The sequence below is a fragment of the Sphingomonas sp. dw_22 genome, from assembly GCF_018449795.1.
Lineage (GTDB): Bacteria > Pseudomonadota > Alphaproteobacteria > Sphingomonadales > Sphingomonadaceae > Sphingomonas.
On sequence record NZ_JAAVVE010000004.1, the window covers coordinates 98,578 to 116,582 of the forward strand.

Below are 18,005 nucleotides of genomic sequence, written 5' to 3' on the forward strand. Positions count from 1 at the left end.
TGAACCCTCCAAACCGCACGCTCAGAACTCGAAGCCGATGCCGGCGAAGACCGTGCGCGGAGCGCCGACCGAGATACGGAAGGTGCCGCCTGATGCGGTATAGTAGCGCTCATCACCGATGTTCTTGACGCCAGCGGTGAGGCGCAGCTGACGACCTGCCCCCGCCGGAATATAATACCAGGCCGAGCCATCTACTACGAAATAGTCGCCTAGAGCGAAGCTATGCTGGATGTCACCGTAGCGCTGCGAAGCATAGACCGCGCCCAGCCCAGCCCCAAGGCCGTGGAAGGGGCTGGCCTGATCCTTCACTTCGTAACTGATATAGGCATTGGCGTTGTAACGCGGCACATTGGTGGGCAGTTGGCCGTCGAGGGCGGGGTCTCGGCTTACCACCTGGGCGTCGGCGTAGCCGAAGCCAGCGCGCACGTTGAGGCCGGGAAGCGGCGAACCGATGGCGCTGATTTCGACGCCGCGCGAAGTCTGCCCGCCTGTGAGGAAGGGCACGCCGTTGGCGACTTCGACGAGGTTGCTTTGCTTGATGTCGAACCAGGCGGCGGTCAGCAGCAGCCGGTTCGAGAACAGTGCTTGCTTGACGCCCGCCTCGACCATCCGCCCTTCTTGCGCGGGGAAGATCATCGGCGCGTTCTCGTAAAAGTTCTGCGGCTGAAAGGTGTCGGAATAGTTGGCGTAGAGAGTCCAGTCCGGCGCCGGCTTGTAGGTCAGCGCACCGCTCTTGGTGAACTTGTGCTCGGTCGGATAGGGGAAGTTGCTCGCCCCGGCGCCGACGATCGCCCGGTTGTCGAAGTCCCCGCTATAGGCCTCGTAGCGCGCGCCGAGCGACAGTGTCAGCGGTTCGGCGAGTTGGATGTCGGCCTGGATATAAGGGCCGTAATCCTCCTGCTTGACCGAGCGCAGCGTCCGCGTCGTCGCAGCCGCACCGTTGTTTACGAGTTGGTCGGAGCGGGAGTCGAGAACCGTGCCGAACGTCTGGTCCGCGCCGACATAGTTGATCCAGCTTTCGGTCTGGCGGCGGTATTCGACGCCGGCCACCACCTTGTAAGGCAGGATCAGCTCGCCTTCGCCGCGCAGCTGGACCCGTCCGAAATAGGTTCTGAGCGCCCGATCGTCATTGCCTTCGACGCGGCGGGTCAGCGTGCCGTTGGCTGCGACGGCCCGGACCTCCGTGTGGACCTCGCCGGTGTCCTCGCCATTGTAGAGCAGCTTGCTCTCGACCTGCCACCTGTCTGAAATCGGCACGGCAAGATCGGCGGAGACGAGATTATAGACCGACTCGCGCCGCGCAAACGGCGCGTCATACCGTGTCCCGCGGCCCAAGTCGGGAATGAAGCGCGCGCCGCCCCCGCCCGGGACCGGCACGGTGATGAAGCCGCGGTCCATCGGGCGATCATCATCGCCATGCTCGTAGGTGAGGTTGGCAGTGGCGCCGCTCTCGCCGAACCAGCTCACGCTGCCGTTGACGAAGAGGCGCTTGGTGTCGGAGGTATCGCGAAAGGTATGGCCATTCTCGTAGCTGCTAGTGACCCGGTAGGCGAACCTGTCGCCGGCAAACCCGCCGGTCACATCGACATAGCCCTGCCGTTCACCCCGACTGTCGATATTTGCCTCGATATGCCGATAATCCTGTAGTTGTGGTTTCTTGGTAATGATGTTGACCAGGCCGCCGGGCGTCATCTGGCCGATGTCCGAGGTTGGCCCTTTCAGAATCTCGACGCTTGCGACGGTGCTCGGATCGACGATGCTGTTGGTCTTCATGCGGACGCCGTCACGATAGACGTCGTCACGGCGGCGAAAGCCGCGGATGATATAGTCCTCGCGCGTTCCGCCGTAGCCGTCATTGTTCACGACGTTGGCGGAGTAACGATAAATCTCGCTCAGTTCGCGGATGTGCTGATCGCGCAGGAGCTGCTCGGGGATCGTATCGACCGAACGCGGCGTATCGAGGATGTCCTTCTGGATGCGGCTTCCGGTTTGCGGCGTGCGGCTGAAATAACGCGCCTCGGGCGTGCCGGTGACGACAATGTCGGCAACCTCGGCAGTGCGATCGTCCCCCTGAGCTGTCGCCGCGACTAGTTCATAACCGCCGCGACCGTCGAGCTGGGCACGCAGGCCCGTTCCGGTAAGAAGCTGGGCTAGTGCCTGCTCTGTAGAATAGCTCCCGCGTAGCCCCGGTGTCCGCAGGCCGCGTAGACGGGCGGCGTCGACCGCAATCATTACATTCGCTTGGCGCCCCAGCCGGGCGATAGCTGCGCCGAGCGAGCCGGCCGGGATATCGAAGCTGCGAACGACCGTTTGCGCCTGCGCCGGCACAACTGCGACGACGGCCGCACACCCCGTTGCGAAAAGGATAGCCGCCGCGCCGCCAGCGGCGTGGGTCTTGAACGAAATCATATACGCCCCGCACTTGTGTTGCTCTCACAAGGAAGGACGAGCGAGTTTCCCAAACAGCTCAAGATGGATGGAAACTAGTCCCCACGACGCAAGCTGAGGTCGCCTCCGGGCAAGGACGTGATGACAAGATCGACCGCATGGGCAATGCCCTCGACGGCACGATCGGTGTCGCGAAGCGAATAACTGCCGGTCACACGCAACCCGCTCAGCTTGGCCGCATCAAAGCGAACCGGGCGTGCCCTGTATCGGTTGAGTTCCGCTAGCACCTCCGTGACGGGCCGGTCGTCCGCCTCCAGCCAACCTTCGGTCCATAGCGATGCCTGCGCCGGGTCGACGCGCGCCTCCATCTGGACGGCGGCGGCATTCAGACGCGCGCGTTCGCCCGGCCCAAGGGTGCGGCACAGCGCTCGGCCGTCGACGATCACTGGGCAGACGCGCACATGTGATCGCGTGACCGTCACGAGCGTCCCGCTCTTGTCGCGACGGACGATGAACGCCGTCCCGAGCGCGGTTGCCGTGCCTTCCGGTGTTTCGACAACGAACGGCTTGTTCGGATCACGCATGACATCGACCAGAACTTGACCCTGATCGAGATGCACAATTCGATGCGTTCGCGTGATCCGGACATCAACCGCGCCATCGGTGTCGAGAGTCACCCGACTGCCGTCGGTAAGCGCGATCTCCTGTTGCTCGCCCGGTGCCGTTCTATAATTCTCCTCGGTGCCTGAAGGGGACAGGGCTTGCAAAGAAATCCATGTTCCCCCGGCGATGATCGCAGCACTCACGCCGAGAGCTGTCAGACGCATGCGACGAGTCCGCCGACGGATAGCCGAGTGCAACGCCTCCTGCTCGATTGCGCTGGTGCTCGATACGGTCTGCGTGAAAGCCTGAAGCCGCCGAAACGCTTCACGATGCTCTGGCGCTTGTGCGCACCACTCCTCGCAGGCGGCGCGATCAGTTTCGGTCGCATCGTCGGCGTCGAGGATCGCCGCCCAGCGCGCGGCGCCGGCGAGGGTTTCGCGGCTTGGTTTCGACTCTGGTGGACTCACCTAATCTTCATACAGAAGAGTGAGGCATTCCGCATTGGCGAGCGCGATATGCCGCTTGACGGTGCTGAGCGATATTCCGAGCTTCGCTGCGATCTGCGATTGCTCCAATCCAGCGATGCGACGCAGGTAGAAAGCATCGCGGGCCTGCTGCGGAAGCGCCTCGATTACGCGCAGGATCGCATTCAGCATCTGCACGGCCTCGACGATCCGCTCGGGCGTGAGGGCGTCCGCATGATCGTCGCGGGCGGCTACGGCTTCGAGCACTGCTCGCTCCACGTCCCGCCGCCGCCCTTCGTCAATCAAGAGCCGCCGCGCGACCGTGGCAAGATAACTACGCGGCGCAGTCAGCGCGACATGATCGGTGCGTTCAATGAGACGGCAGAAAGTATCTTGCGCCAAGTCGGCGGCACGCTCGGGACAGCGCGTGCGGCGTCGTAACCACCCCTGGAGCCATTCCGCATGCGTCGCATAGAGCGAGCCAATCTCAATTGTTGCGACAGCGCTTGACAAGATATTCTTTCGCGCCCGGTGAGCGATTGAATCGGAGTTCTAGGACAGTTGGGCGCCTACCGTAATTGCGAAGCATTTGCAATGATGGTTCTTGATAGCCTCTCCTCCGTCGTTTCTGAATGAAGGCAGGTTCCGTGTTGAATAATTGGAATGGCTGATGCGTGCGTAATCCGGTCGGACGGCCGGACTGGCAATCGGGGTGAAGCCGTCCAACGCAACCAAACTGCGCCGAGCGGAAGCCGCGAAGGTAAGCGCCAAGGATCAGGCGTGAATGTCGCCAACGCCGGTCAGATGCAGGACACCCTTGCCCGGCAACTCAACCCGTAGTTCCAGCTTGCCACCTGCGGCTTCCACGAAGCGGCGCAACGTCGAAAGATAAAGGTCGGTCTGACGCTCGATCTTGTGAACGGAAGGCTGCTTCACGCCCAAGGTTTCCGCGATCTGCTCCTGGCTGCGCTCGGCAAGCTGGCGCAACGCTTTCAGTCCCTCGACCTCCGCGATTAGCTCCTTCGTGCGCGCCTCGATCCGGCGGCGGCTATCTTCGGGCAGAGCGGTCATGATCTCGCTGCGCGAACGTCCCATCGTCATTTCTCCTTCGCGGCCAATGCCGCCAGATGCTCGTCAAACCGCTTGTCGGCCTTGGCGATCAGCGTTTTGTAGAACCGCTTCTGCACCACGCCCGCCTTGTCGCCAGCGACAAGCAAAATGGCCTCTCGCTCCGGGTCGAACGCGAAGGCCACGCGCCATACGCCGCTATCGGCATTGAAGCGCAATTCCTTCATGTTCGCATGTCGCGATCCGCCAAGCGTATCGGCATGCGGACGGCCAAGCCGGGGGCCGTAAAGTTCCAGAAGCCCCGTTGCGGCTAAAAGCTCATCCTGCACCGCATCGGGCATCGCGTCATATTCGGCATCGAAAGCGTCATGGTTGCGAACCGTCCACGGCATAGGGGGCTATATATCCTCTGGGCTATATTTTGTCCATAGCCTTGAAGCTATGGGATTGCATGGTGGTTATCGTCTTGCCGGGTCAATACACGATAGCCACCATCCACCTGCTCGGCGTAAACGGAAAAAATCCCATGCCGTCTTACCAAGTTGACGCAATCGGCGCTGTAGTGCCTCTCCCTCTTGCGCGGAGGGGCGAACCGATAAAGCATGGCAACGTGGCAATGGCGGGTCACTGGAAAAAGGCTCGTCATGCCCTGCGAATCCGAATCACGCCCGTTGCGTCGGGCCGCTTCCTCTCTCGACAAACCGGCAAATGCCGTGACTTATTTGTCACGGTCGACAGAGAAGCGTGCAAGTATAGTTCGGCAAGTTATGCCCTATATCGCCGTCCACCGACATACGCCGCCGTTTTCCGTAGTTCGCCGTCGTTTCCCGCCTTTACCTACATTTATACCGCCGTGAGCACTATGCTCGCCACATCTCGGCTAAGCGGCTCTTGCGTGGCGGGTTAGAGCTGCCAATTCTTCGTTTCAGGGGGCTTCATCAACCGTCATAGAATGAAAGCCCGTCCCGTGAGTAACAAAGAAAGGATTATCCGTCTCAAGACCGTGCTGACCCGCACCGGGCTTTCCCGTTCCACCCTCTACCGCAAGATCGGCGAAGGCACGTTCCCGCGCCAGGTGCCGATCAGCGTCCACGGCACCGGCTGGCATGAATCTGCCGTCGATCGCTGGATTGCCGATCCTATGAGCTACCGCGAAGATCGCGCCGAATGACGCGAGGCCGGGCTATTGCCCGGCCTTCGCCTTACGGAACGTGCCCTTGATGACCTTCGCGCCGTCGCGGAGGAAATCCAGATGATCGGACCAATGCTGCATCATGCGGACGCGCTCGTCCCAATATTCGCCGCGTGTGTAGGCACGGCGCACCGCGTTGTTGTCGCAATGAGCAAGCTGGCGCTCGATCGCGTCGGGATGCCATAGGCCCATTTCGTTCAAGAGCGTGGCCGCCATCGCCCGGAAGCCGTGGCCGGTCATCTCGTCCTGGGCGAAGCCCAGGCGCCGCAGCGCCGCGTTGATGGTGTTTTCCGACATGGGGCGATCGACCGAACGCAGCGAGGGGAACAGGAAGCTGCTGTAGTCCTCGTCATGCTCGATGGTTTCGAGGATCGCCAGCGCCTGCCGGGACAGGGGGATGCTGTGGACGCGCCGCATCTTGGTCTTGTGCTTCGGGATGACCCAAAGCGCCTTGTCAAAATCGAAGTCGGCCCATTCGGCATAGCGCAACTCGCCCGGCCGGACGAACACATGCGGTAGGAGGCGAAGCGCCGCCTTGGTGTTGGGATGCCCCTCGAACGCCTCAAGGGCGCGCAACAGGCCGCCTGCCTCACTGGCGCTGGTGATCGCCGCCCGATGGATGGGCTGGGGTGCGATCAGCGCGCCGCGCAGATCGGCGGCAACGTCTCGCTCGGCGCGGGCCGTGGCGATGGCGTAGCGGAATATCTGGCTGGCAGTGCTGCGCAGCCGCTTCGCGGTTTCGTAGCGGCCCTTGCCCTCCATCTTGCGGAGCATGACAAGAAGCTCCTGTGCGGAAATGGAGGCGATAGGACGCTTGCCGATGGACTCGTTGATGAAGTCCAGCAGCCAGCGCAATTTCTTCATGGTGACGGCGGAGCGGCCTTCGCGCTCGACCTTCACAAGCCATTCGTCGGCAACCGCCTTGAAGCTGTTGGATGCGGCGACCGCCGCCGCAACCTTTTCCAGCTTGATCCGCTCAGCCGGATCGTCGCCGCGCGCCAGAACCTTTCGCGCCGCGTCCCGTTGCTCGCGGGCTTCGGCAAGGCCGGTGTCGGGATAGACGCCGAAGGCCAGCGTCTTTTGTTTGCCCAAGTGGCGATAGTTCATCCGCCAGTAGCGGCCGCCATTGGGAGTGACATACAGGAACAGCCCGTCGCCATCGGTGAGTTTGTAGGGCTTTGCACGACCCTTGGCATTTTTGATCGAAACAGCGGTAAGCGCCATGATGGTATCTCCTTTTGGGGGAGGACCGCGCTACCATCAGATATACCATCAAGACGGTGGTATCCGGTGGCACGAAGCCGCTCCGTATGGGATACCTATACCACGAAAAACCCGCAGAAATCAGACAGTTATGGCATCTTCTGGAACCCTCTGGGAGAGGATTTTGGTGACCCCTACGGGAATCGAACCCGTGTTTCAGCCGTGAAAGGGCCGCGTCCTAGACCGCTAGACGAAGGGGCCGTTTAGCGTGGAGCGGGCGAACTAGGGAAACAGAAGCGGCTGGTCAACACCTCAATCGCCCTTCCTGGCCATTCCAGCGATGCTGGCGCATCACCGGAACCTCAGGCTACTCCGCCCAGGCCGCATCTTCTATGTGGAGCTCGGCGGCGGGGCGGGCGCCCCAGTCGTCGATCCGCGCGCGGCCGGCCAGCCAGAGCTTGCGATGGCGGGGCGCGGAGAGCAGCGCCTGGCCCAGTTCGGTCTCCGCCTGGCGGAAGGCGACTGCCTTCAGGCTGCCTCCGCCGTCGCCCGAGACGATGACGCGGACATGGCCGCCCGATCCCACCACATCGGCCTTTATGATGCTCACCGGGCCGGCGGCGACGCGCGGGGCGGGCCAGCCCATGCCATAGGGGCCGCCGGCCTCCATCGCGGTGACGAGGTCCGGATTCACGCCCGCCGCGGTGACGACGGCATCGAGCATCAGCGCGCGCTCGCCCATCGCTTGCGTCACCCGTTCGGAGAGGCGCTCCTCCAGGAAATCGGCAAAGGCGTCGAGCCGGTCCTCGGCGATGGTGACGCCGCAGGCCATTGCGTGGCCTCCGCCGGCATGGAGCAGGCCGGCGTCCTTGGCGGCCATGACCGCGGCGCCGAGATCGACTCCGGCGATCGAGCGGCCCGATCCCTTGCCGATGCCGTTCTCATCGAGCGCGATGACGATCGAGGGGCGGCCGAGCTTCTCCTTGAGGCGGCCGGCGACGATGCCGATCACGCCGGCATGCCAGCCGCGCGCGGCGATGACCGCAACGGCGCGGTTGCCCTGGCGGAGGCCGATCTCCTCGGCTTCGCGCTGGACATCGGCCTCGATCGCGCGGCGCTCCTCGTTGAGCTGGTTGAGTTCCTCGGCGATGGCGCGAGCCTCGTCGGGATCGCGGGTAGTGAGCAGGCGGACACCGAGATCGGAGCGGCCCACGCGCCCTCCGGCATTGATGCGCGGGCCGAGCGCGAAGCCGAGATCGGTGCAGGTCGGCGCGCGGGTGAGGCGCGACGCCTCGATCAGCGCGTTGAGGCCGATATTGCGGCGCTGGCCCATCACCTTGAGGCCCTGGGCGACGAAGGCGCGGTTGAGGCCCTTGAGCGCGGCGACGTCGGCCACGGTGCCGAGCGCGACGATATCGAGCAGGTCAAGCAGGCGCGGCTCGGCGCGGGCGGCGAAATAGCCGCGGGCGCGCAGCGTGCGGATCAGCGCTGCCCCGAGCAGGAAGGCGACGCCGACGGCGGCGAGATGGCCGTGCGCGGCGCCCTCGGCCTCGTCGAGCCGGTTGGGGTTCACCAGCGCCAGCGCGACGGGCAGCTCGGCCGTGCATTTGTGATGATCGACCACGATCACCTCGGCATGGGCGGCGCGGGCCATCTCCAGCGCCTCGAACGCCTGGGCGCCGCAATCGACGGTGACGATCAACCCGGCGCCTTCCGCCTTGAGCCGCACCAGCGCCTCGCCCGAGGGGCCATAGCCCTCCATCAGGCGATCGGGGATATAGGGCCGCGCCTCCAGCCCCAGGTCGCGCAGCAGCAGGATCAGCAGCGCGGCGGAGGTCGCCCCGTCGACATCGTAATCGCCGAAGATCGCGACCTGCTCGCGCGCCTCGACCGCATCGGCCAGGCGTTCGGCGGCCCGGTCCATGTCGCGGAAGATCGACGGATCGGGCATGAAGGCGCGGATGCTGGGATTGCGGTGCCGCTCCAGATCGTCGCGCGCCACGCCGCGCGTCATCAGGAGCTGAGTGACCAGATCGTCGGGCGCGAAGCCGGGATCGCGCGCGTCGGTCGCCAGCCCGCGCCAGCGCCAGGGCTGGCCGAGGATCGAACGGTGGATGTTGAGGACGCTGGACATGTCGGCGCTGTGTGGGCTCGGGGATTGCGCTTGTCGAGCGGCGTCAGTCGGCATCCTCCACGCCGGAGACATAGGTCTGGATCGGCAGGCGGAGCCAGACGCCTTCGCGGAACCATTTGGTGACGATGTGCTTCGTCCCCTCGATCACGCGCATCCCTTCGTGCAGCGTGTCGTAATTGGGGGTGCCGTCGGGCATCATGTTGTTCCAGGCCACCAGCAGGCCGCGCTTCGGCTTGAAGCGGATGCCGGCACGAGGGAACCAGGTCGCGCCGCCTTCCTCGACATCGCTGAGATAGACCATGGCCGTCCAGGTGCGCTGGCCGCCGGTTTCCAGCATGCGCTGCCAATAGTCGCTGCTCTCATGGAAATAATCGCAATGCGCGCGGAACTGCTGGTTGGGCGCATAGCGCTGGCCCTGGAGCGTCTCGGCGTTTTCCGATGGGATGCCCAGCAGATCGGCGATCCGCTCGTCGATGGCAAGCACGTCCTCGGACCAGCGGTGCAGGTCCGAACTGTCGCTGGTGCGGTATTCGGGATCCTGGCTTGTGGCGAGTAGGGTGGAGGGGCGCGGATTGCTGTCGATCAGCGCGATCAGCGCGTCGCACTCGGCATCGCTCAGGAAATCGGGATAGGTGTAGATCTGCGCCGTCTCGACCTTGGCGCGCTTCACATTGGGGTTGGCCTCCAGCCGCGCGACGACATCGCGCCCGATCTGCGCGCGCTTGGGGGAGGGCGATCCCGATACTCTGCCGATAACCTTGCTCACGTTCCGGCAATTCGCGCCATGCGCAGCGGATTGCAAGCATCAAGCCGCAAACAGGGGCTCGGCGATCGATCGGCCGAGCCCCCGGATCTCCGGCAAGGGGAGCGGGGCCCCCTTACCAGAAGATGTCGTAGATCGTGTCGACCACTTCGCCGGTCTCGACATCGACGAGCAGCGCATCGTTGTAATAGCGCACCCAGCGATACGGCCCGTAGACCTCGGGCAGGCGATAATAATAGGGATCGTTGATCCAATATTGCGACGAGAACAGGATCGAATCGAGCGTGTAGCCGATCGAGAAGCGGCGATAGCCATAGCCCCAGCCGCCGGGCGCATAATAGCGCGGCAGGCGATAGAGGTTGCGGTTCGAGTTGCGATAGCCGCGCCAGTCATAGCGGTTGTCGTTCCGCCAGCCATTGTTCCAGCGTCCGCCGCGATCGCCGCGCCAGGCGTTGTTGCCGCGATTCCAGTCGCGGCCACGGTTATCGTTCCAGTTGCGGTTGCCTCGGTTCCAGTCGCGGTTGCCGCGATCATATTGGCCGCGATTGCCGTTATACTGGCCGCCCTGGTTGCCGCGCCATTGCTGCGTGCCTTGGCCGTTCTGGCGATCACGCCACTGGCGCTGCTGCTGGCCCTGAGGGGCTTGGAAGCGCTGGCCTTGCGGCGCCTGGAACTGCCGTCCGCCCTGAGGCGCCTGGCCGCGGTTTCCGCCGCTACGGTCGCTGTCCCACTGGCGCTGCGGCTGGCCCGCATTGGGCTGCTGCTGCGGGCGCGGGCCGCGATCGGGCCGGGCCTGCGGAGCCTGTTGCTGCCGCTGCTGGCCACCCCAGTTGCGCTGGGGCTGCGGCTGGGATTGCTGCGAGGCGCCGCGATCGCCACCACGGCCGCCCCAGCGGCCTCCGCCACGGTCCTGCGCGAGCGCTGCCGGCGGGACCAGGGCCGTTGCGGCGATGATCGCCGCGAGTATGGTTTTCTTCATGAACTTAGTCTCCGCTGGGACCGGCAAGGCACCGGGGATCCAGATGACAACTGGTGTACGAACCGGGCGATGAGCGGTTCCTGAATTCGAGTGAAAGCGGATTGAAAGGAATCAGGGTTCTTCCGCCGGTGCAGATACTTGCGCGTCGGGGCCAGGAACAAGCGGCGCATCGCCGCGGGTGATGCGTGCGGCCTCGGTGATCGCGTCGAGCAGGCGCGGATAGATGCCGCAACGACAGATGTTCGGGATCGCCGACTTGATGTCGTCTTCGGAGGGATTGCGATTGCTGCGCAGCAAAACCGACGCGGCCATGACGATGCCGGGGATGCAATAGCCGCATTGCGAGATGTTGCCGGCGATCAGCGCCTGCTGCACGGGGTGGCTGCGATCCCTGGACAGTCCCTCGATCGTGGTGACGAACGTGCCCTCCAGCGCGCCGATCGTTTCCTGGCAGGCCAGCCGCGCGGTGCCGTCGACATCGACGGTGCAGGCGCCGCAATCGCCGGTGCCGCAGCCATATTTGGTGCCGGTGAGATTGGAGGCGTCGCGCAGTGCCCAGAGCAGGGGTGTCGCCGGGTCCATCCTGTACTCGACCGGCTGGTTGTTCACGGTGAAGCGAGTCATTTTCGAACCCTAGCGGGAAACCGGTCGTTTCCGAAGCCGGCATTGTGCCGCAGCGCTGCCGGGGCGACATTCCGGCGATGACACTTCCTGCGCTCTTCGTGCCCCATGGCGGCGGCCCCTGCTTCTTCATGGACCCCGATGGCGGCCCGCCCGATCCGATGTGGCGGCCGATGCAGGCCTATCTCGGCGGGCTGATCGAAAGCCTGCCCGAGCGGCCCAAGGCGATCCTGCTCGTCTCGGGCCATTGGGAGGAGGATCAGGTCACGGTCCATGCCGGCGACGGGCATCCGCTGCTGTTCGACTATTACGGCTTTCCCGAGCATACCTATCGCCTGCGCTGGGATACGCCGGGCGCGCCCGAGGTGGCGATACGAGCCAAGGCGCTGATCGAGGGGGCTGGCTTCCCGGTCGGCGTCGAGCGGGAGCGCGGCTGGGATCACGGCGTGTTCATTCCGATGATGGTCGCGGTGCCGGAGGCGGACATCCCGCTTGCCCAACTCTCCTTGCGCAAGGATCTCGATCCGGCGGCGCATATCGCGATCGGCAAGGCGTTGGCGCCGCTCAGGGACGAAGGCGTATTGATCGTCGGCAGTGGCATGAGCTTCCACAACATGCGCGCCTTCGGGCCGCAGGTGACGCCGATCGCCGACCAATGGGATGCGGCGCTGACCGAGGCGGTGACCGATCCCGATCCGGCGCGGCGGGCCGGGCGGATTGCGGCATGGGATCGGCTCCCGCACGGTCGCTTCGCCCATCCGCGCGAGGAGCACCTGCTGCCGCTGATGGTGGCGCTCGGCGCGGGCGGGGAGGGGCCGGCGGCGTGCGACTATCGCGGTCATGTGCTGGGTTGGACGGTTTCGGGTTATCGGTTCGGTTAGGGGCTGATTCAGCGGATTGAAAGCCTTCGCCGGGGAAGGTTGTCCCAATGCTGCCAGATCATATTCTAGCGCAGGACCGCCCCGGCGAGCATGGCTGCGGCGGCAAGCGCGGCGAGCAGCCAATAGCCCCATGGCCCTGACGATGCGAGCAATGGGCTGTCTGGGTCGATCTCCTTCGGGTCGACCCCACTTTCCAGGGCGAGCGCGGTGCGGAATCGTTCCCAGGTGCCGGGCTGATCGGCTTCGGCTGGTGGAAGCGCCTTGCAGAGCGTGGCATAGACATCGCCGGCGGTGCGCCACTTGCCGGCGTCCCCATAGTCCAGGGTGATGCCGAACGCGTCCTCGACATCGCCGATGGCGACGATCTCGTCGCCGTCGCCGCCCAGGCCGACGCTTTTCGGCGACGCTGCCTTCATCCTAGTCCCGCCAGCTCTTGTCCGTCCGATCCACCAGCCGCACCATCGCCGCGAAGTCCGCGGTGCCGGGGCCGCCGGGCACCTGGGCCATGTGGATGTCGCGCTGGTGGACGGCGACGACTTCGTCGGAGACCATCAGCGGCGTGCCCATCGACGCGGTGGCGATCTGGATCTCGCAGGCGCGCTGGAGCGACCAGTGCTTGATGAACGCCTCGGGCAGGGTGCGACCCATCACCAGGATGCCGTGGTTCCTGAGCAGCATCACCCGCTTGTCGCCGAGATGCGCTAGCAGCCGCTCGCCCTCTTCGTCGCGCACCGTCACCCCCTCGAAATCATGATAGGCGATCTGGCCGGCGAAGTTGCAGGCATAGAAATTGGTGGGCTGGAGCCCGCCCTCGACCGAGGCCACCGCCATGCCGGCAGTAGTATGGGTATGGGCGATGCAATGCGCGTCGGGCAGATGGCGGTGGAACAGCGCATGCTGGACGAAGCCGGCGCGGTTCACTGGATAGGGCGAGTCGTCGAGCTTGTTGCCGTCGATGTCGATCTTGACCAGGTTCGACGCCTTCACTTCGCTGAAGTGCAGGCCGAAGGGATTGATGAGGAAGGCGCCTTCCTCGCCCGGCACCTTCAACGTGATGTGGTTGTAGATCATCTCGGACCAGCCGAGCATGTCGAACACACGGTAGCAGGAGGCGAGCTGCTGCCGGGCCTCCCATTCGGCTTCGGTGACGCGGGGCTTCTGCGCGAGCGCGGTGGCCATGATACCTCTCCAAGGCTTTTTCGTGGATTGGGTATGCCACGCAAGTTGGGCTAACGGAAGACGTAAGGCACCACCGAGCGCCGGTCTGCGTCGATCTCGATCACCGATCCTGCGGGCGGGAAGGCGCGCTGGTCGCAGCGGTCGCGGGGGCAGATGCGGCAGGATGCGCCGATCGGAGTCGCCGCGCCGCCGGTGCGGATCGCATCGGCATAGACGAAGTCGGCGGCGTGGGTTTCCTCGCAGCCCAGTGCGACCGCGTAGCGGCGGGGCGGGCGCGTGTAGCTGCCCGAGGGCTTCACCAGCCCCTTCGCCATCGAGACGTAGCGGCTGCCGTCGGGCATCTCGGCGAGCTGGACGAGGATGCGATCGGGGATCGCCACCGCCTCGTGCACTACCCAGAGCGGGCAAGCGCCGCCGAAACGGGCGAACTGGAGCCGGGTCGCGGAATGCCGCTTGGTGATGTTGCCCGCCATGTCGACGCGGCAGAAGAAGAAGGGAACGCCCGCCGCGCCGGGGCGCTGGAGCGTCGAGAGGCGGTGGCACGCCTGTTCGAAGCTGACCGCGAAGCGCTGGCGCAGGCGATCGATGTCGTGGCGCGTTGCGTGCGCGGCGGCGCGGAAGCGGCCATAGGGCATCAGCAGCGCGCCTGCGGCATAATTGGCGAGGCCGACGCTCAGCAGCTCGCGCGAGGCGGGGGCGATCAGTCCCGAGGCATCGACCACCAGCCGCATCTCGTTGGCGAATTCGTAGCGCACCAGCCGGTGGGCGAGGAGGAAGTTGCGGCTCTCCGGCGGGAGGCTGCTGTTGAGTGACAGGAGCCGCTGGGTATCGTCGAAGCGGCTGAGCTGGCTGCCGTCGCCGTCCTCGCTGGCGACGCGGACGCCGTGCCACAGGCGCAGCCGGTCCTCCAGCGCGCGAGCCACCGGCCCGTCGTCCAGCGCCTCGGCCAGCGCCTCGGCCGAGCGGTCTATCGCGTCGATATAATTGCCCTCGGCCTGGAACCAGTCGCGCACTTCTTCCCAGGGAAGGGGCGCGGCGTCGCTCGATCCGGTGTCGAACCGGTCGTCCAGCACGCGGAGCTGCTCCTGGGTGCGGCGCCAGGCGTCGTGGAGCGCGACCATGCGGCGGGCGAGCAGGGGCTGCTGCTCCAGGCCGCGGCGCACATCCGCCTCGTCCATGCGATCGGCGGGGACGCTGGTGTCGGTCGCGGCGTCGATCGTGCGGAGGAGCGCGGCGGTCTCGGCCTCGCCGCCGATCTCGGACGCTTCGAGCGGGAATTCGCGGGCGAGGGCGAGCAGGACGATGTCGGTGATCGGCCGGTCGTTATTCTCGATCTGCGAGAGGTAGGAGACCGAGATGCCCAGCCGCGCGGCCATCGCCGCCTGGCTGACGCCGACGCGGCGGCGCAGCTCGCGCAGGCGGAATCCTTCGAACAGGCGGCGGCGGGGGGAGGCCATGCCCCCACTATATCTGCAAACCCATGCCACGCAACTTTGCAACATTGCATTTGCGCTTGGCCGGGCGCCCTGTGCAGTAGGCCGCGCCTTGCAAGGGGACACGGATGTCGTCGACGATCGAAGAACTGGAACGCCGCCGCGCCGCCGCGCGGCTGGGAGGAGGCCAGAAGCGCATCGATGCGCAGCACGCCAAGGGCAAGCTGACCGCGCGCGAGCGGATCGAGGTGCTGCTCGATCAGGGATCGTTCGAGGAGCTCGACATGTATGTCGAGCATAACTGCGTCGATTTCGGGATGCAGGACCAGATCGTTCCCGGCGACGGCGTGATCACCGGCAGCGGCACGGTCAACGGCCGGCTGGTCTTCGTGTTCAGCCAGGACTTCACCGTGTTCGGCGGCTCGCTCTCGGAGCGGCATGCGCAGAAGATCTGCAAGGTCATGGACATGGCGATGAAGGTCGGCGCGCCGCTGATCGGGCTGAACGACAGCGGCGGCGCGCGCATCCAGGAGGGAGTGGCGAGCCTGGCCGGCTATGCCGAGGTGTTCCAGCGCAACGTGCTGGCGAGCGGCGTGGTGCCGCAGATCTCGCTCATCATGGGGCCGTGCGCGGGTGGCGCGGTCTATTCGCCTGCAATGACGGACTTCATCTTCATGGTGAAGGATTCGTCCTATATGTTCGTTACCGGCCCGGATGTAGTGAAGACCGTTACCAACGAGATCGTCACGCAGGAGGAACTGGGTGGTGCGGTGACGCATACCACGAAGTCGGGGGTCGCTGACCTGGCCTTCGACAATGATATCGAGGCGCTGCTCGCGGCCCGCGACTTCGTGGATTATCTGCCGGCCTCGAACCGCGAGGCGGTGCCCGAGCGGCCGTGCGACGATCCCTGGGATCGGATCGAGGAGAGCCTCGACACGCTGATCCCGCCGAGCGCGAACCAGCCCTATGACATGCACGAGCTGATCCGGAAGACGCTCGACGAGGGCGAGTTCTTCGAGATCCAGCCGAGCCATGCGGGCAATATCCTGATCGGCTTTGGCCGGATCGAGGGGCGCACGGTGGGCGTGGTGGCGAACCAGCCGATGGTGCTGGCCGGATGCCTCGACATCAATTCGTCCAAGAAGGCGGCGCGGTTCGTGCGCTTCTGCGATGCATTCGACATTCCGATCGTGACGTTCGTCGACGTGCCGGGCTTCCTGCCGGGCGTGGGGCAGGAGCATTCGGGGATCATCAAGCATGGCGCGAAGCTGCTGTTCGCCTATGCGGAGGCGACCGTGCCCAAGATCACCGTCATCACGCGGAAAGCCTATGGCGGGGCGTATGACGTGATGAGCTCGAAGCATCTGCGCGGCGATCTGAACTATGCCTGGCCGACCGCCGAGATCGCGGTGATGGGCGCCAAGGGCGCGGTGGAGATCATCTTCCGCGGCCGCACGCCCGAGGAGATCGCCGAGCGGACCGCCGAATATGAGGCACGCTTCGCCAATCCGTTCGTTGCGGCGAGCAAGGGGTTCGTCGATGAGGTCATCATGCCGCATTCGACACGCCGGAGGATCGCGCTGGGGCTACGGAAGCTGCGCAACAAGCAGCTCGAGAATCCGTGGAAGAAGCATGACAATATTCCGCTATGAACTCCCCTCCCGCTTGCGGGAGGGGCTAGGGGAAGGCGTGTTCCTTTCCATTATTCAAATCGGTTGCGGACAGGCCCTCCCTCGGCCGCTCTCGCAAGCGGGAGGGGAGAGATCATGAAACTCGGCCGCCTCAACCATGTCGGCATCGCGACGCCTTCGATCGAAGCGTCTATCGCCTTCTATCGCGACGTGATGGGCGCCGAGGTGATCCGGGAGCCCTTCGACATGCCCACGCAGGGCGTGAAGGTCTGCTTCGTCGACACGCCGAACAGCCAGATCGAACTGATCGAGCCGCTGGGCGAGAATTCACCGATCCATGGCTTCCTTGCCAGGAACCCGTCGGGCGGGCAGCATCACCTCTGCTACGAAGTGCCCGACATTTACGAGGCCAAGGCGTGGTTCGAGGCGAAGGGCGCCAAGCTGCTCGGCGAGCCGCGGATCGGGGCGCACGGGACGCCGATCTTCTTCGTCCACCCCAAGGACATGGGCGGCGTGCTGACCGAGATCATGGAAACGCCGAAGGGAGACGGGCATTGAGCGATGTCCTTTACACGCTCGACGGCGACGTCGCCGTCATTCGGCTCAACCGGCCCGACGAGCTCAACGCGCTGACGCTCGACATGCTCGATCTGCTCGCCGCGACGCTCGCCCGCGCGGTGGAGGATGGCGCGCGCGCGGTGCTGCTGACAGGCGAGGGCAGGGCCTTCTGCTCGGGCGCGTCGCTCAGGCAGGGTGCGGGCGGTGATCCGGGCGAGCGACTGCGCAATCACTACAACCCCGTCCAGCAGGCCATGGCCGATCTGCCGATCCCGATCGTCAGCGCGGTGAACGGCGCGGCGGCGGGCGCGGGCGCTGCGATCGCGTTGGGGGCGGACATCGTCGTGGCCGCCACAGATTCCTATCTGCTGCTCGCTTTCGCCAATATCGGGCTGGTTCCCGATGCGGGCGCGACCTGGCTGATCGCCAAGGCAGCGGGGCGCGCCAAGGTGCTGGAGATGGCGCTGCTCGGCGAACGGCTCCACGCGCATGAGGCGAAGGAGGCGGGGCTCGTCACCCATGTGACCGACAACAGCGCGCTGTTCGAGATGGCGATGGGTTATGCCCGGCGGCTGGCGTCCATGCCGACGGTCGCGCTGGGGCTGATCCGCAAGCAGGTGAAGGCCGCGCTTTCGGGCACGCTGGAGGAGACGCTCGCGCTGGAGGCGGAGCACCAGTCGATCGCGGCGCGTTCCGAGGATTTCCGCGAGGGCGTCGCGGCGTTTCTCCAGAAGCGCAAGCCGGAGTTCAAGGGACGATGATGGGATCGGCTGGAATCTCCCTCTCCCGTTGGGAGAGGGAAGGGCCCCGCTCGGCGCAGCCGAGTGGGAAGGGTGAGGGCGGCATGAAATTGCTGGCACCTGCCCGCACCCTTCCGCCGACTTCGTCGGCTCCCTCCCTCTCCC

At 65.2% G+C, this 18,005-nt stretch carries 18 protein-coding genes and 1 tRNA gene; 5 read left to right on the forward strand and 14 right to left on the reverse strand.

All coding sequences use genetic code 11. The features are described from left to right. Positions 1-21: 21 nt before the first annotated feature. From HB724_RS03075 to HB724_RS03095, 5 genes are all read right to left on the reverse strand, one after another. Entirely contained in the window at positions 22-2,409 is a 2,388-nt protein-coding gene (locus HB724_RS03075) for a TonB-dependent receptor (protein WP_213979434.1), read from the reverse strand. Positions 2,410-2,483: 74 nt separating this feature from the next. Continuing rightward, positions 2,484-3,458: a FecR family protein gene (locus HB724_RS03080; protein ID WP_213979435.1), complete on the reverse strand. Its 975-nt coding sequence runs from the start codon at positions 3,456-3,458 to the stop codon at positions 2,484-2,486. Further along, a complete protein-coding gene (locus HB724_RS03085) occupies positions 3,459-3,968 on the reverse strand; it encodes a sigma-70 family RNA polymerase sigma factor (RefSeq protein WP_213979436.1) in 510 nt (169 codons plus the stop codon). A 261-nt stretch (positions 3,969-4,229) separates the two neighbouring features. Beyond that, entirely contained in the window at positions 4,230-4,550 is a 321-nt protein-coding gene (locus tag HB724_RS03090) for an XRE family transcriptional regulator (RefSeq protein WP_213979437.1), read from the reverse strand. Positions 4,551-4,552: 2 nt separating this feature from the next. Next, positions 4,553-4,915 carry a type II toxin-antitoxin system RelE/ParE family toxin gene (locus tag HB724_RS03095; protein WP_213979438.1) on the reverse strand — a complete coding sequence of 121 codons (363 nt, stop codon included), beginning with the start codon at positions 4,913-4,915 and terminating at the stop codon, positions 4,553-4,555. A gap of 575 nt (positions 4,916-5,490) precedes the next feature. Here HB724_RS03095 and HB724_RS03100 point away from each other — a divergent pair. Then, complete coding sequence (locus HB724_RS03100) at positions 5,491-5,694, forward strand: AlpA family phage regulatory protein (RefSeq protein ID WP_213979490.1); 204 nt, start codon at positions 5,491-5,493, stop codon at positions 5,692-5,694. Between the two features lie 12 nt (positions 5,695-5,706). Here HB724_RS03100 and HB724_RS03105 read toward each other — a convergent pair whose 3' ends face one another. The 6 genes from HB724_RS03105 to HB724_RS03130 form a co-directional block, all read right to left on the reverse strand. Next, positions 5,707-6,939, reverse strand: a complete 1,233-nt coding sequence (locus tag HB724_RS03105) for an integrase arm-type DNA-binding domain-containing protein (protein WP_213979439.1) — start codon at positions 6,937-6,939, stop codon at positions 5,707-5,709. A 164-nt stretch (positions 6,940-7,103) separates the two neighbouring features. Further along, a tRNA-Glu gene (locus tag HB724_RS03110) sits at positions 7,104-7,179 on the reverse strand. A 106-nt stretch (positions 7,180-7,285) separates the two neighbouring features. Then, positions 7,286-9,052 carry a single-stranded-DNA-specific exonuclease RecJ gene (gene recJ, locus HB724_RS03115; protein ID WP_213979440.1) on the reverse strand — a complete coding sequence of 589 codons (1,767 nt, stop codon included), beginning with the start codon at positions 9,050-9,052 and terminating at the stop codon, positions 7,286-7,288. A gap of 43 nt (positions 9,053-9,095) precedes the next feature. Next, positions 9,096-9,818, reverse strand: coding sequence for a 2OG-Fe(II) oxygenase (locus HB724_RS03120; RefSeq protein WP_346344657.1), 723 nt, complete (start codon positions 9,816-9,818; stop codon positions 9,096-9,098). Between the two features lie 112 nt (positions 9,819-9,930). Then, positions 9,931-10,794, reverse strand: a complete 864-nt coding sequence (locus tag HB724_RS03125; protein WP_213979441.1) for an RcnB family protein — start codon at positions 10,792-10,794, stop codon at positions 9,931-9,933. Positions 10,795-10,905: 111 nt separating this feature from the next. Beyond that, the gene (locus tag HB724_RS03130; protein WP_213979442.1) at positions 10,906-11,418 is read right to left on the reverse strand and encodes a (2Fe-2S)-binding protein; all 513 of its coding nucleotides are present in this window, start codon (positions 11,416-11,418) and stop codon (positions 10,906-10,908) included. 77 nt (positions 11,419-11,495) lie between these two features. Between HB724_RS03130 and HB724_RS03135 the strand changes: the two genes are divergently transcribed. Continuing rightward, positions 11,496-12,296 carry a class III extradiol ring-cleavage dioxygenase gene (locus HB724_RS03135; protein WP_213979443.1) on the forward strand — a complete coding sequence of 267 codons (801 nt, stop codon included), beginning with the start codon at positions 11,496-11,498 and terminating at the stop codon, positions 12,294-12,296. A gap of 65 nt (positions 12,297-12,361) precedes the next feature. Here the strand turns inward: HB724_RS03135 and HB724_RS03140 are convergent, their stop codons facing one another. Genes HB724_RS03140 through HB724_RS03150 form a run of 3 tightly spaced genes read right to left on the reverse strand, consistent with a single transcriptional unit; the run spans position 12,362 to position 14,932 of the window. Further along, positions 12,362-12,712 carry a hypothetical protein gene (locus HB724_RS03140; protein WP_213979444.1) on the reverse strand — a complete coding sequence of 117 codons (351 nt, stop codon included), beginning with the start codon at positions 12,710-12,712 and terminating at the stop codon, positions 12,362-12,364. A 1-nt stretch (position 12,713) separates the two neighbouring features. Continuing rightward, positions 12,714-13,475: a class II aldolase/adducin family protein gene (locus HB724_RS03145; protein ID WP_213979445.1), complete on the reverse strand. Its 762-nt coding sequence runs from the start codon at positions 13,473-13,475 to the stop codon at positions 12,714-12,716. A 50-nt stretch (positions 13,476-13,525) separates the two neighbouring features. Beyond that, positions 13,526-14,932 (reverse strand): short-chain fatty acyl-CoA regulator family protein, encoded by a 1,407-nt coding sequence (locus tag HB724_RS03150; protein ID WP_213979446.1) that lies wholly within the window; start codon positions 14,930-14,932, stop codon positions 13,526-13,528. 104 nt (positions 14,933-15,036) lie between these two features. Between HB724_RS03150 and HB724_RS03155 the strand changes: the two genes are divergently transcribed. The 3 genes from HB724_RS03155 to HB724_RS03165 all read left to right on the forward strand — a co-directional run bounded on the left by HB724_RS03155 (position 15,037) and on the right by HB724_RS03165 (position 17,861). Continuing rightward, on the forward strand, positions 15,037-16,563 hold the full coding sequence (locus HB724_RS03155; protein WP_213979447.1) for an acyl-CoA carboxylase subunit beta: 1,527 nt from the start codon (positions 15,037-15,039) through the stop codon (positions 16,561-16,563). A gap of 114 nt (positions 16,564-16,677) precedes the next feature. Continuing rightward, the gene (gene mce / locus HB724_RS03160; protein WP_213979448.1) at positions 16,678-17,100 is read left to right on the forward strand and encodes a methylmalonyl-CoA epimerase; all 423 of its coding nucleotides are present in this window, start codon (positions 16,678-16,680) and stop codon (positions 17,098-17,100) included. Beyond that, positions 17,097-17,861, forward strand: coding sequence for an enoyl-CoA hydratase-related protein (locus HB724_RS03165; RefSeq protein WP_213979449.1), 765 nt, complete (start codon positions 17,097-17,099; stop codon positions 17,859-17,861). The genes mce and HB724_RS03165 overlap by 4 nt, the downstream gene beginning before the upstream one ends. Positions 17,862-18,005 lie beyond the last annotated feature (144 nt).